Annotated in this window: 14 protein-coding genes; 4 read left to right on the top strand and 10 right to left on the bottom strand. The window is 34.2% G+C overall.

All coding sequences use genetic code 11. The features are described 5' to 3' along the window. Nucleotides 1–92: 92 nt before the first annotated feature. Complete coding sequence (locus DLK05_RS13005) at nucleotides 93–1,487, top strand: hypothetical protein (protein ID WP_127344441.1); 1,395 nt, start codon at nucleotides 93–95, stop codon at nucleotides 1,485–1,487. Between the two features lie 254 nt (nucleotides 1,488–1,741). Here the strand turns inward: DLK05_RS13005 and DLK05_RS13000 are convergent, their stop codons facing one another. From DLK05_RS13000 to DLK05_RS12985, 4 genes are read right to left on the bottom strand one after another with little or no spacing between them, the layout of a single operon-like run. After that, nucleotides 1,742–3,103: an MFS transporter gene (locus DLK05_RS13000; protein WP_235832003.1), complete on the bottom strand. Its 1,362-nt coding sequence runs from the start codon at nucleotides 3,101–3,103 to the stop codon at nucleotides 1,742–1,744. A 33-nt stretch (nucleotides 3,104–3,136) separates the two neighbouring features. Continuing rightward, nucleotides 3,137–3,739, bottom strand: a complete 603-nt coding sequence (locus tag DLK05_RS12995) for a Riean_0653 family protein (RefSeq protein WP_127344439.1) — start codon at nucleotides 3,737–3,739, stop codon at nucleotides 3,137–3,139. After that, nucleotides 3,714–4,364, bottom strand: a complete 651-nt coding sequence (locus DLK05_RS12990) for an outer membrane beta-barrel protein (RefSeq protein ID WP_127344438.1) — start codon at nucleotides 4,362–4,364, stop codon at nucleotides 3,714–3,716. The genes DLK05_RS12995 and DLK05_RS12990 overlap by 26 nt, the downstream gene beginning before the upstream one ends. A gap of 23 nt (nucleotides 4,365–4,387) precedes the next feature. Then, entirely contained in the window at nucleotides 4,388–5,524 is a 1,137-nt protein-coding gene (locus tag DLK05_RS12985; protein ID WP_127344437.1) for an alpha/beta hydrolase-fold protein, read from the bottom strand. Nucleotides 5,525–5,619: 95 nt separating this feature from the next. On the opposite strand from DLK05_RS12985, the gene DLK05_RS17550 reads away from it, so the two are divergent. After that, nucleotides 5,620–6,030 (top strand): transposase, encoded by a 411-nt coding sequence (locus DLK05_RS17550; protein ID WP_209319875.1) that lies wholly within the window; start codon nucleotides 5,620–5,622, stop codon nucleotides 6,028–6,030. A 133-nt stretch (nucleotides 6,031–6,163) separates the two neighbouring features. Here the strand turns inward: DLK05_RS17550 and DLK05_RS12975 are convergent, their stop codons facing one another. The 3 genes from DLK05_RS12975 to DLK05_RS12965 form a co-directional block, all read right to left on the bottom strand. Further along, a complete protein-coding gene (locus tag DLK05_RS12975; protein WP_127344436.1) occupies nucleotides 6,164–6,757 on the bottom strand; it encodes a hypothetical protein in 594 nt (197 codons plus the stop codon). A 478-nt stretch (nucleotides 6,758–7,235) separates the two neighbouring features. Continuing rightward, nucleotides 7,236–8,165: a DUF5700 domain-containing putative Zn-dependent protease gene (locus DLK05_RS12970; RefSeq protein WP_127344435.1), complete on the bottom strand. Its 930-nt coding sequence runs from the start codon at nucleotides 8,163–8,165 to the stop codon at nucleotides 7,236–7,238. 698 nt (nucleotides 8,166–8,863) lie between these two features. Then, nucleotides 8,864–9,454: a tetratricopeptide repeat protein gene (locus DLK05_RS12965; protein ID WP_127344434.1), complete on the bottom strand. Its 591-nt coding sequence runs from the start codon at nucleotides 9,452–9,454 to the stop codon at nucleotides 8,864–8,866. Between the two features lie 242 nt (nucleotides 9,455–9,696). Between DLK05_RS12965 and DLK05_RS12960 the strand changes: the two genes are divergently transcribed. Further along, the gene (locus DLK05_RS12960) at nucleotides 9,697–9,939 is read left to right on the top strand and encodes a transposase (protein WP_127344433.1); all 243 of its coding nucleotides are present in this window, start codon (nucleotides 9,697–9,699) and stop codon (nucleotides 9,937–9,939) included. A 205-nt stretch (nucleotides 9,940–10,144) separates the two neighbouring features. Here DLK05_RS12960 and DLK05_RS12955 read toward each other — a convergent pair whose 3' ends face one another. From DLK05_RS12955 to DLK05_RS12945, 3 genes are all read right to left on the bottom strand, one after another. Further along, a complete protein-coding gene (locus tag DLK05_RS12955) occupies nucleotides 10,145–10,693 on the bottom strand; it encodes a hypothetical protein (RefSeq protein ID WP_127344432.1) in 549 nt (182 codons plus the stop codon). Between the two features lie 612 nt (nucleotides 10,694–11,305). Continuing rightward, nucleotides 11,306–12,055 carry a fibrobacter succinogenes major paralogous domain-containing protein gene (locus DLK05_RS12950; RefSeq protein ID WP_127344431.1) on the bottom strand — a complete coding sequence of 250 codons (750 nt, stop codon included), beginning with the start codon at nucleotides 12,053–12,055 and terminating at the stop codon, nucleotides 11,306–11,308. Between the two features lie 545 nt (nucleotides 12,056–12,600). Then, nucleotides 12,601–12,927: a hypothetical protein gene (locus tag DLK05_RS12945; protein WP_127344430.1), complete on the bottom strand. Its 327-nt coding sequence runs from the start codon at nucleotides 12,925–12,927 to the stop codon at nucleotides 12,601–12,603. Nucleotides 12,928–13,058: 131 nt separating this feature from the next. Here DLK05_RS12945 and DLK05_RS17545 point away from each other — a divergent pair, with 131 nt between their 5' ends. Next, a complete protein-coding gene (locus tag DLK05_RS17545) occupies nucleotides 13,059–13,448 on the top strand; it encodes a transposase (RefSeq protein ID WP_209319874.1) in 390 nt (129 codons plus the stop codon). Nucleotides 13,449–13,451: the final 3 nt, after the last annotated feature.

Raw genomic sequence — 13,451 nt, 5'->3', positions numbered from 1 at the left:
TTTACCAAATACACTAAAAAAACTGTACCTACAAATATAGGGTAATCCTGCATGTTTTCGGATTACCTATATCTTAATCTATAAACAAACTAATGAAAAAACTACAAAATCTCCTCGGCCTAATTCTTTTGATCTTTTTTCTTTTTACAGGAAATGCAAATGCTCAAAACGATAATTCTTATCCCGGATTAGACAACTCATTTACCAATCTAAGCAGTAACGATTCGATTAGCCTGTTCACAGGTGCCTTTGCGTTTGCACGTATTGGTGGTGAAAACTACGCAGGATTGCGACTTCAACCGGAATTGAATTTTGGTAAAGTAGGATTAGGTTTCGATATTCCCGTCTACTTTAACCTCCAATCTGGTGAACTATACAGCGATGAATTTAAGAATGGTACTGGCGTTCTAAGATTAATAAGCTATGTGAGACTTGGAAGAAAAAAGAAAGATCCTGTTTACCTTAAACTGGGACAATTACAAGGAGAATCTATCGGATTTGGTAGTCTGCTGAATAACTACAGCAACTCCCCCAGCTTCGAAAAACGTAAAGTAGGATTGAGCTATGACATCTGCGTGAAGAAGATAGTTGGTATCGAAGGAATGTACAGCGATTTCAACACGGCATCCTTTAATCTTTTTGCCATCAGACCTTATGTACGCCCTATGGGTGCTAGTGGCATTCCTGTTTTGAAGACTTTAGAATTAGGTATGACCTATATTACCGATCAGGATCAAACGATTCGTTTTGATTCAGAAAGTGGAAAAAATGAATTTCTTTCCGATGGTATCAAAGCTTATGGTTTGGATATGGGAATTCGTTTGATCAACTCCAGAATTATCAACCTAACTGCTTACACCCATTTCAGTAAATTGGCAAAAGTTAAATCAGATTCACTAGCAGCTTATCAGCAAATGAATGCCCCTAGCCAAAACTATGGAGCCGGAAAAGGAATGGGCTTTGGTTTAAATGCCAATATGAATGTTATCGGTAATTTATTCCGCTTAAACTCCAGAATCGAACGCTTGTGGTATACCGATAATTACCTTCCTCAATTTTTCGATGCGATATACGAAGTGAATAAAGATGCTAAAATCCTTGCTCTAGGAGATGCTTCCAGCAAACAAGGTATTTACGGTTCGATTACTGCTTCTATCCTCGATAAGATAGTGGTTGGTGGTAATTTGTTATTGCCCGATAATGTTACCGAGGCTACTCCTGCTACCCTGCAATTAAATTTGCGCACCAAAGATTTATTCGATAAAATCATTATTGAAGGATACTATACCAAAGCTAACTTGGTTGACTTTGGAGATACTTTCCATTTCGATAATAACTCGCTGGCAATGCTTCGTTTTGCCTACAAAATCACACCTGTTTTGATTACCGGAATGGATTATCGCTGGACTTGGAATCAACAAAACGACGGTTCCTATAAGGCTGATAATTCGGTTATGCCATATGTGGCCTTGCGATTTAAATTTTAAACAGAATAACTGATATTAAAGTATCGCAAGATTCTGAACTGCACTCCAAATGTTAGACACAACATTTGGAGTTTTTTATTATGAAGAAAAAGAAGAGAAATAAGTTTTGTATCGATGATCGGGAACGATCATTAATTCAAACCTATTAGCTTCACTGAATTTGATTAGAGAACAAAAATCCTTTAGAAGTCTTATGAAATAAGTATCGTATAATATGCAAAGCCTTATTTTAGTTCCTAAGTTCAAACTCCAATTTAATCTGAAACCTCTTCCCTGTTCATTTTTCCCCGATTGTACGAAAAATATATCCCGGCAACACTTATTAGTGAGAAACTAATAAAACTCCATTTCATAGCCTTCATAAATATAGAATTTGGCACCACTTCAATAGCCTGATTGACAAACATTGCAGCAAAGAAAAGAGTAGCAATAGTCATACTTATAATTTGGCCAATCACCCGCATTGTGGCAGCTGATCCCGAAGCAAGACCGTACTGGTTTTTATTTACAGAACTCATGATAGTGTTCATGTTTGGGGAAGAGAAAAATGCAAATCCGAGTCCAACCCATATCAAAATAAATACGATACCCCAAACAGGAGTTGTTGGAGAAAGAAATACAAAACTGACTAGCCCCAGTGTACACATAGCCATTCCCAAAGTAGCAAGATACCTTGACTGTATTCGATCAGAAAGTCGGCCTGCCAGCGGCGAAAACAGAGCCATCACGATAGGTTGAGCAATTAATACCATCCCTGCATCTTGTGGCGACAGTTCCTGTATCTTTTGCAGGTATAAGCTTAGTAAAAAAATAATAGCGAAGGTAGCGCTGTAATTGATAAGTGCAGCAAGGTTTGAATAGGCAAACAAGCGATTACGGGTAAACAACTTTGTTTCTATTACTGGCATTGTCGACTTGTTTTCCAGTATCCAGAAAATTATAAGAGCTGCTATGCCACCCACAAGCATAAACCATCCCGATACTGAGGGAATGAATGAAGATCCATAAACCAATGCCACAAGTCCAAGCATATAAAAGAAGGTTCCTTTTAAATCTGTTTTTTTGTCTTTAGCTTCAGAAATTTCATCTTTCCCCAGGAAAAGAAATGCCATTACAGTGGTTACGACTCCCATTGCGAATGCTACAAAAAATATGTATCTCCATCCAAGAAACTCAGTCAAAAAACCACCTGCAAAAGGACCAAATGCAAGCCCCAAATAAACAGAAGAAACCGCAATACCTAATACCTGTCCCCTATTTTGTGGCAAAAACGCCAATACCAGAATAGCTGGCCCTGTGGTGGTGCTAAGTGCGGAACCAATCCCCTGTATATAACGAAAAAAGATAAGCCAAAAGCCCGATCCGGATAATCCGCATGCTAAGGAAGACAGTGTGAATAGGATCACGCCCAATTTAAAAAGTCGTCGAATACCTTTAAGATCCCCCCAACGGCCTATGGGTAATAAAAACATGGCTGTTGCAAGTAGAAAAACAGTTACCACCCAACTAAGTTCCACCGCATCCAAACCGAAACTTTTTTCAATAGCAGGCAAAGCGATGCTTACCGATGATATGAGAAAAGTTCCCATAAAGGAAGTAACGGCCACTATGGCCATTATTGATATTTTCGATTTAGTCCAATGCATTATTTATTCCAAATGAAAATTTGAACTTTCCGTGATCCTATAATCAAATCTACCATAAGAAATTTTTGTAATCTCATCATAGGAAGCATTTACTGAAAATCCAAATGTCCCGGATAGTATCAAACTGGATGATGCTTCATTTATAATCACACTCTTAAAATAAATCTGTCCAATTCCTTTGTCAGTATAAATTGAGGAATCAAAATTATTGATATAATAAGCAACATTTTTGAATCCATCCATTTGTATCTTTCTGCCTTTTAGCTGGAGCAAATCTTCAAACTTGTTTATATCTAAGCCAGTCAAATGAAATTCAATGTTGGCTCTTTCACTAGAAGTATTTCCATAGAACCTAATAACAAGACTATCACTTACCCGATAAGCAGCAAACGATGGTGCATCGTGTTGTCCATTAGGAAAACCAATGCTCACAACAGATTCCCAGGTGTTATCATTAATAAAAGCACCCGCTACATTATTTCCTTCCTCTGTGTATTTTGGAAGTCTGGGGTCAATTGGGTCAGGTATAAACTCACCACTGCAGGAGTTCATTATTAGCACTACAAATATCAGTAATGATTTAATGATGGAAGTGTATTTTTTCATTTGATATCGCAAATTTGATTCCTATACTTAAGCAAATATTCTTCAAGTCGTGTATTTCTCCTGTGAAATTTCCCATTTCATCAATAGCATAATAGTCCAGCATCGGAGTTAAGCCATAAGTAACTCTCGAATAAAAACTCACACTTCGTCCCGCAAAAGCACTTAATCCCAAAACTAATCCCAGGTCGAAATGGTTATAGGTTTTTTTCCCTTGCTCTACATTGGTTGATATTAGTTTACTCATTTCAACACCACCTTGCACCGAAAAGTGTTTTAAGGGAGAATAGTTTATTAAAACAGGAACTGCCAGATAATTAAACCGGAAGGTGAAGTTTTCACCCAAATCTTGTTGGTATCCTTTTTGACTGAAATTCAGCTCATTTATAAAAGATACATTTTCAATTTGTTTGAATGGATAATATTGAACAGATATCCCAAAATTATATCCGGTAATTGGTTTTGTATTTTCAAGAGATAAGTTGCTCCTAATGTTTGAATAATTACCTCCGGCAGTAATGGCAATCTGAGCATTAGATTTTATACCAAATATTAAAACCAAACTGATAATAAAAACGGTTTGAAAAACAAGTGGTAGAAGATGTGTGTTGATTTTAGGTTTACTCATTTATAAAATTGTTTACTCATTTGTTAATTCTTATTCCGCGTTCGTTTGTCATGCTTTAAAAACCAGTTATATAGTTCCTGTTTAGGATATACCGACCAGTACATCCCATGATCTGCATCAGGATCTGCTGTAAATTTTAAATCTTTATTTTTTCCTTCTAATTTATTAAAAATCCATTCAGTATCCTCAAATTCAACTACTTTATCTATTTTTCCATGAAAAGCCCAAATAGGAATATTGATTAAATTATCAGTATTTCTCATAATGAAATCCATATGGCGTGTAAATCCACTCATAGGTGCAATGGCTGCAAATTTTTCGGGATATTTTATCGCCAAGTACCATGTACCTGAACCACCTAAACTTACTCCCGTCAGATAAACTTTATTTGTATCTACTCTGTATTTGGTCGTTATTTCTTTATAAAAGTTCTCAAACCAATTGTCAGTAGACCATCTTTGGTTAATTGGACATTGTGGTGCAACAATAATAAATGGGAATTCACGCTTTCTCCAAATTTGGTCGGGAATACCACAACAATAAAGCTTAAGCGTATCTGTACCTCTACTTGACCCCCCGTGTAGATAAATTATTAACGGCCATTTTTTTAATGTGTCGGCATTATATTCTTTGGGCGTGTATGCTATATAATGGTAATTTGTGTCTTTTTGATTTTGATTTAATCCCTTTTTGAAAATCAATTCCTGTTGTACTGAACCATCCTTGTTCCACCAGATACATTTTCCATTTTTTTGACCATTTGAATAATTCTGTATTGATTCTCTTCTACCATTCGAATACCAATATTCATGAAGTCCATCCCTTAATCCCATTGAGTAATTGGCTTTGCGTTCAATTTGTCCATTTTTATACCAAGCTTTAAATTCACCTTCTTTTGTATTTGTATGATAATTACACCAGAGACTTTCTTTGATACTCTTATCAAAAGAACTATAGGTTCCTTCCATTTGAATTTGACCACTTGGATAGTAATCTCGGACATGATATAGACTATCGTTCTTATCAAATTGAATAATCCGTTTGTAAATTATCGTATCATTTTTAGAAATTGGAAGATGCAAATAATACGTAACCATCTCCTGAGCTTTAATTGGGCTAATATATAAAACCAGTGATAGTATTAATATAATATTCTTCATTTTAATGGGCTATAAGGGTAAATTATCTAAAAATACATCAGACTAACGGTTTAGGATTTAAATATAGCTGTTTTAAGGATGCATAAAAATTGAAAATGCTTTTATTTAAAAATAGAATTAAGGCTCTTATTTGCACTATTTTTAACTCTAACAGCTTCATTATTCAGGAAAAGAAGATTGGAATTACGTTATATGTGGATGAGTATGAGCGAAACAATAAGCGTGTCCGAAGTAAATTAGGTCGCTACATGAAAGGCAAGCGACAATCTACTGTTGAACCTGTTTTCGGAACCTTAACCCAGTTTATGGGACTTAGAAAAATCAACACCATTGGTATTCGCCAGGCAAACAAGGTAATGCTCATGTCTGCCTGTGCCTATAATCTGAAAAAACTACTAAAATTTGTTAGTAAAAACACGGAAACAATGGTAAATGAAGCCATTGTTTATTTTTCTACTGCAATGAACTCATTTGGCTCATTTAATTCCTTTTTAAGCGTTCAATAATTTAAAATTTCGGGATTGTTAACCTAAAAAAGGAAGCTTTAAAAGCTCGCTAATTAGCAAACTTTTAAAGCTTCCTTCTTATTTATTAGAAATATTAATCGGTTGTGCAACGGTTACTTGTGTTAGCAAACGTTTAGTTCTTATTCATTGCAAAAACAATAACAGAATTTGCTTGAATAACAATTTCTTTTTTCAATTCATGTGCTTTTTTAGGCAAAACACCTTGATGCCTAAGCCACCAAAAATTGTCTAGTACCAAATCTTTTTCAATCGTAAGTACTAAATATTCTGTATGCAATTCTGACTTATAATGGTAATTAATTCCATTTACCACCATATCACTGGCGCCATCATGAGTGCCAATTTTAAAAACTCCAGAAGACAATTCAATTGATAGTTTATTTGCATCAGCATAAGTAGAATATAATATTTTAGTTTTTCCACTTGTAGTCCAACCTAAATATTCCTTAATACTTACATCATACATTTCTGTTGAGTCTTTGACTACATTCAATTCTGATTTACCAGCTTGAAAGTCAAGAATTATCTCCTTGTCTTGTGAATCCTTTATAAATAAAACCCCATTCACCGTTCCTGTGAATTTCCCTTTCTCAAGATTCTGAAAAACTGAATTGAAACTTTCTCCAATCTTATATTTTCCATATTCCTGTGAATAGGCACTTATCATTAGAAAGTTCAATAGGAAAACTACAATTATTCTATTCATGCTTATAAATGTTTGCCAACGGCAGTCTATCTAAAAACTCAACATACTACCCAATTAGGATTTAAATATAGCAGTTTTAAGGATGCATAAAATTTGAAAATGCTTTTATTTAAAAATAGAATTGAGGCTCTTATTTGCACCATTTTTAACCCTAACAGCTTCATTAATTCAGGAAAAGAAGATAATTGCTGTATTGCCTATTCTATGAGGGTTTTAAGCCAATAATATTTATTAAACGGCGATAGGTTAAAGGGGGAACTCCCTCGAATACGTTCGCCAAGTCGCCCTATTCGCCAATTGATTTATGCCTTTTTACAATAATTTGGATTTTCCCATTTCAATCTTCATTCTCATGAAGACTAGATTTGTACGCCCTAATCTCTAGGTTTTCATCGCTTTACACACGGGATGTAGTTCAACATGTACTCATCGCTGGGTCTTGCAGACCGCTCATAGTTCTATTTATTAGCCACTATTTTTAATACTTTATCCTTTCTTTCAATTCTTCAGGTAAAATTGGCAATTCTGAATTTTCTGATTGAACTTTATTATATAATTCAAGGAAATAATATGCTCCTTTTGAAAGGCTTTTTTGAATAGCTTGTTCTCCATATTCTTTTTCAATATGGTATACCATAAATTTACCTGCAATTGCACCAAATTTATCCCAATATCTTCCTGAATTTGATTTCATTAAAATATTGTCTTTTTCTTGATTGCTCAATTCAGGATTTAATAGTTGTTTAACAGCAATATCTAATTGTTTAAATGCTTCTACTTCGTGTTCTTTAAGTTCATTTGAAGTATTATAGTTTTTAATTAGATTTTGCTTTTGATTATGACTTATGTAATGAGCAATGCCTTCATTTTGGACTATTTCAACTAACTGTCCGATTTTTGTAGTATCACTGTTGTTTTTCCAAGAGGAAGATACACTTTGATAATTTGCAAATACTAAGTGAAATAACTCATGTGTTATAGTTTGAGAAATATTATCGTTTAAAAGTGTATCTATATCGTCACCATAAAGATTTGTAATAATTGAAAGATTAACAATAATAATCGGTTCTCCTTGTTCCATAACTCTATAATAATCATCTGTTTTTGTGATTTTACGAACCATAGCATCGCCCCATTCCCAACCAGTTAATACAAAATACACATTACTTGTAATCTCTAAAGGATAATCAGTAGGGATATAGGGTCTTATTCTTTCTGCTATTTCTCCTTGAAAATTGTATTCCTTGATTTTATCTAGCAACAATGAAGATTCATCCCTTTGAAACCATGCCAACCTTAAACCGTAAGGGTCTGGTTTTAAAGAGTCATTGACAGAAAAATTTTCTAATTCATTAAAAAATTTTGGTAATTTACTTTGAGACAAAGTGTTTTCAACTATTCCCGCCATAATTTGTGTGCCAGGTTGTTTTGCTTTGATTACATGAATAAATTCCAGTTAATACAATTATTGCAACTAAAATTAATAAGTTTTTTGATGTTTTTATTATTCTAATATTTTTCATAAATTTTCCTTTTTATTAAATTTTTATAATTTTCAACTCCAAGGACTCTACTATTTTTAAAATGTTGCACTAGATTATTGAATTCTCATGTCATCTTGAAATTGTGGCTAACGGTCTTGTGTCGAGTAGGCAAAGGGAACTTCCCCCTAAGCCTCTCACAGAACCGTACGTGATAGTTTATTCACGAGTATTTTCTAGAATGGTGTTCATGATTACTTCGTAATGCCCATCATACGGCTCTTGTCGTATATAAATCGTGTTAGAAGTTAAATAGAAAAATGCAGCCAATGATAAAATAAATACGGAAACTGCTTCTTTATCCGTTTAAGCCACTCATAAGCACGGCAAATACTTGTCTTGTAACGTTTGTACTTTCGTCGTGCCCATCGAACCAAGCCACTGTGCAATAATCGGAATACATGATGCATTGGATTTTCCCATTGCAATCTGCCTTCTCATGAAGACTAGATTTGTACGCCCTAATCTCTCGGTTTTCATCGCTTTACACACGGGATGTAGTTCAACATGTACTCATCGCTGGGTCTTGCAGACCACTCATAGTTCTATTTATTAGGGTGCGTATTTAATTAAATTTCTTTTTTCTTATTTGACTTACAATTATCCCTCCCAATATTCCAATTACCATTGTATAAAGAGCAACCTTGTCCATAAAGCCATCTTCAGGTTTTAGAATAAATGAAGCAGTTAAACTAATAATCGAGAGGCCAACGAAAAACCATTCAACTCTACTGTATGTAACCACAGAATCTGCTTTTAGCCAATTCACATATAGCTTGTTATTTGGAAACCTTTTTACTAGAGTCTTGAAATCAAGCTTTGCTTTTATTTTATTATTGAGTTTGTAATTAACGAAACCTCTATTGAAGATTAATACTTCATACATTGGTTTTATCCATAAGTCGGAATTGGTCTCCTCGGTTTCGAACCATTGAATTGCTTTTTCAATAAATGGATAAGCTTTTTTATAATGGCCTTCTTTTGCAAGGCATATTCCATAATCTGCAACTACTCTGGCCAGCTTCGGGTTACTTGAATAATCTTGTAAATCTATTTCGGTTAAATCATTTTTGATGAGCTGAATGAATGTCTTAGGATTCTTCGTTGGTCCTTCTGAATATAATTTATCGTACAAATTTTCTAACTCTTCATTCATATTAATTTATTTATGTCTCTTAAATAAAAAACTCCTGATAAGAAGTGGCTATGCACCCTAACGGCAGTCTGTCTAAAAACTCAACATACTACCCAATTAGGGTTTAAATATAGCTGTTTTAAGGATGCATAAAAATTGAAAATACTATTTATTTAAAAATAGAATTAAGACTCTTATTTGCACCGTTTTTAACCCTAATAGCTTCATTAATTCAGGAAAAGAAGATTGGAATTACGTTATATGTGGATGAGTATGAGCGAAACAATAAGCGTGTCCGAAGTAAATTAGGCCGCTACATGAAAGGCAAGCGACAATCTACTGTTGAACCTGTTTTCGGAACCTTAACCCGGTTTATGGGACTTAGAAAAATCAACACCATTGGCATTCGCCAGGCAAACAAGGTAATACACATGTCTGCCTGTGCCTATAATCTGAAAAAACTACTGAAATTTGTTAGTAAAAAACACGGAAACAATGGTAAATGAAGCCATTGTTTGTTTTTCTATTATAACAAGTCAATTTCGCTTCGATAGGCTTCTTTTAAAACAGACGAAAATTGAAAACTAAAATCGATACGTTTGAAAAATAGAATCTTAAAAGTCAAATAAATCAACTGTTTGGCAAGCTTAAATCTTGATTCTTGAAATATTAGAGGGATGTGCAACAGTTACTTTTGTTAGGCACAGTAATTCACTTTTCAGAACGTTTTTTGGACTTCTTATTTCTCCTGAAAATTTTCACCCAATACAAAATTCCTTCTTCATTAAAACTAAAATCGATTTTTGGAGAATCATAGCTAAGAAAACTTTCATTTTCCCAATCTTCAGATGGTTTGCCATAAATCTTTATTACATCTTCATATTTCGATTTTCCAATACCAATCCCATTCTTTAAGTAAGCGTTTGGAGTATTCACAAGACTAATATTTACGAACTCCAACTTAAAAGTGTCTGGATTTTCAACGCATGGAGTTGAAAACGTAAATGTTATTCCCAAATTATCAAATGTATATTTTTTCCAATTGTCATAACATGAAAAATCATATCCATCTGCATGACCTGTACCTTCTCTAACGCTATAATACAACCCTTTATAATTAAATATATCTTCTGGTTCGGAATGTTCAAATGAAATATCATCGATTCCTATGCCAGGTTTAATTCGAATTCTATTCGGATCATGACAATTTGTAAACGAAATGATCAAAACGAGACATGATATGTATATTAAGTCTTTCATTTTTATTGTGCCTAACGGCAGTCTGTCTAAAAACTCAACATACTACCCAATTAGGATTTAAATATAGCTGTTTTAAGGATGCATAAAAATTGAAAATGCTTTTATTTAAAAATAGAATTGAGGCTCTTATTTGGTCCATTTTTAACCCTAGTAGCTTCATTAATTCAGTAAAAGAAGATAATTGCTGTATTGCCTATTCCATGAGGGTTATTAAGCCAATAATATTGATTAAACGGCGTAGGCTATAGGGGAACTCCCTCGAATACGTTCGCCCAGTCGCCCTATTCGCCAATTGATTTATGCCTTTTTACAATAATCCGAATTTCCCCATTTCAATCTTCATTCTTATGAAGACTGGATTTGTACGCCCTAATCTCTCGGTTTTTATCGCTTTTTGCACAGTACAGCCTGTTGAAAATCCATAAATTAGGAAGATTGATGCAGCAAATTAATACAAACTCCCCCTCTGAATACTTCAGAATACAAGAAAAATCGTCGATAAAAGCATAGAAACTCCAAAGCAACACGGAATGTAGTTCAACATGTACTCATCGCTGAGTCTTGCAGACCGCTCATAGTTCTATTTATTAGCCAACGTAATTTCCTTCTTTATTAATCTTTTACACAACGTATTGCATAACCATGATTCATATGATTTAGTACGCGAACACAATCGCCTCTGGGTGAATTAACAAATAGTATAATCCATGCATATCCATCATCCCCTTGAGTACTACTCCAATAAATACCTTTGCCTCCCATACAACAGAAGTTTCCATCACTTGGACTCCTTAATCCACTTGGTAAAATTGTCATACCAGATTCGTTTGTTGCATATTCACCAAAACCATACCAATGATATTCTCCAATTTCTTTAAATTTGAATGCTGCAACATCTTCACCACCAAGATTAAGAGTTAATAATTCCCAGTCCGTATTTGTCGCCACATGCCAACCCTCTGGAGCTAAATTGCGTGAATCTGATGTTGTGTACCAATTATATAATAGTCCGTAAGTTGCAATTGTATCTCTATTTTCTGTGTTGTTATAACTACAATAAGCTCCTGTTGTTATACTAACCCAGTCATTATTATTTGCTATTTTAGAAATATTATCCCCATTTCGATATTTTGTCGTACGAAGGTTTTCAGCCATCCATGTCTGTCCATTTACATGAATGGTTTTATATTCATTACCATCCTGATCTGTCATCGTTCCATATGTCAAATTTGGATTAAATATTGCACTTGTCCTTCCATTTGTTTGATTTATTGGACTATCATTATCTTTTTCGCAACCAGTTACAAAAAGTAAAAAAAGTGCAATGCTGATTGTTGAATAAATACAAGATCTGTTTTTCATTTCTCTCTATATTGGGGTTAAAATCAAAGTATTATACATTTTTATCTCTATCAACTGCTTCGTCTTAAAGTTTATGTTGGCTAACGGCAGTCTGTCTAAAAACTCAACATACTACCCAATTAGGATTTAAATATAGCAGTTTTAAGGATGCATAAAAATTGAAAATGCTTTTATTTAAAAATAGAATTGAGGCTCTTATTTGCACCATTTTTAACCCTAACAGCTTCATTAATTCAGGAAAAGAAGATAATTGCTGTATTGCCTATTCCATGAGGATTTTTAAGCCAATAATATTGATTAAACGGCGTAGGTTGTAGTGGAACTCCCTCGAATACGTTCGCCCAGTCGCCCTATTCGCCAATTGATGAACGCCTTTTTACAATAATTTGGATTTTCCCATTTCAATCTTCATTCTCGTGAAGACTGGATTTGTACGCCCTAATTTCTCGGTTTTCATCGCTTTACACACGGAATGTAGGTTAACATGTACTCATCGCTGGGTCTTGCAGACCACTCATAGTTCTATTTAGTAGCAACTGGTATTCCTACCTCTCTAATTCTTTATATTTCGTTGTCCCAAATAAAATGAATAATCCAATTGGGAAAAAGAATAAACATAGAATTGCAATTAGAATAAATTTTCGCTTTGTTAGGTTAATATTGAATTGCACATTTGTCAGACTTCGTCCAGCAATCCAACTACACATTAAAATTACCACTGAAGTAGGTGTATATGGAATCATTGCATCCAAAGCATTTACAAGCCCTTCAGTACTGCCAAAAAAATAAATAAATTGCGCAGAAATGAGTGAAAACCCCCAAAGCATTGATAAGGCAAAAATCAGTTTTGAATTTTCCTTTTCTTGTTTCATAATATTATTTTGCGTTTTACTTGTTACTAAGTTAGTCTGTCTAAAAACTCAACATACTACCCAATTAGGATTTAAATATAGCTGTTTTATGGATGCATAAAAATTGAAAATACTTTTATTTAAAAATAGAATTGAGGCTCTTATTTGCACCGTTTTTAACCCTAATAGCTTCATTAATTCAGGAAAAGAAGATTGGAATTACGTTATATGTGGATGTGTATGAGCGAAACAATAAGCGTGTCCGAAGTAAATTAGGTCGCTACATGAAAGGCAAGCGACAATCTACTGCTGAACCTGTTTTCGGAACCTTAACCCAGTTTATGGGACTTAGAAAAATCAACACCATTGGCATTCGCCAGGCAAACAAGGTAATGCACATGTCTGTCTGTGCCTATAATCTGAAAAAACTACTGAAATTTGTTAGTAAAAACACGGAAACAATGGTAAATGAAGCCATTGTTTGTTTTTCTACTGCAATGAACTCATTTGGCTCATTTAATTCCTTTTTAAGCGTTCAATAATTT

The organism is Ancylomarina longa (assembly GCF_003996985.1).
Classification (GTDB): domain Bacteria; phylum Bacteroidota; class Bacteroidia; order Bacteroidales; family Marinifilaceae; genus Ancylomarina_A; species Ancylomarina_A longa.
The sequence above is the reverse complement of the archived record's forward strand: the minus strand, read 5'-3'. Positions and strand labels throughout refer to the sequence as shown.

Bases quoted from the DNA above. Each gene is read 5' to 3' on its own strand.
- DLK05_RS12970 (WP_127344435.1), bottom strand. From the start codon at position 8,165: ATGGCGGGAATAGTTGAAAACACTTTGTCTCAAAGTAAATTACCAAAA.
- DLK05_RS12990 (WP_127344438.1), bottom strand. From the start codon at position 4,364: ATGAGTAAACCTAAAATCAACACACATCTTCTACCACTTGTTTTTCAA.
- DLK05_RS12965 (WP_127344434.1), bottom strand. From the start codon at position 9,454: ATGAATGAAGAGTTAGAAAATTTGTACGATAAATTATATTCAGAAGGA.
- DLK05_RS12955 (WP_127344432.1), bottom strand. From the start codon at position 10,693: ATGAAAGACTTAATATACATATCATGTCTCGTTTTGATCATTTCGTTT.
- DLK05_RS12950 (WP_127344431.1), bottom strand. From the start codon at position 12,055: ATGAAAAACAGATCTTGTATTTATTCAACAATCAGCATTGCACTTTTT.
- DLK05_RS12975 (WP_127344436.1), bottom strand. From the start codon at position 6,757: ATGAATAGAATAATTGTAGTTTTCCTATTGAACTTTCTAATGATAAGT.
- DLK05_RS12985 (WP_127344437.1), bottom strand. From the start codon at position 5,524: ATGAAGAATATTATATTAATACTATCACTGGTTTTATATATTAGCCCA.
- DLK05_RS12945 (WP_127344430.1), bottom strand. From the start codon at position 12,927: ATGAAACAAGAAAAGGAAAATTCAAAACTGATTTTTGCCTTATCAATG.
- DLK05_RS17550 (WP_209319875.1), top strand. From the start codon at position 5,620: ATGCTTTTATTTAAAAATAGAATTAAGGCTCTTATTTGCACTATTTTT.
- DLK05_RS13005 (WP_127344441.1), top strand. From the start codon at position 93: ATGAAAAAACTACAAAATCTCCTCGGCCTAATTCTTTTGATCTTTTTT.
- DLK05_RS13000 (WP_235832003.1), bottom strand. From the start codon at position 3,103: ATGGCCATAGTGGCCGTTACTTCCTTTATGGGAACTTTTCTCATATCA.
- DLK05_RS12995 (WP_127344439.1), bottom strand. From the start codon at position 3,739: ATGAAAAAATACACTTCCATCATTAAATCATTACTGATATTTGTAGTG.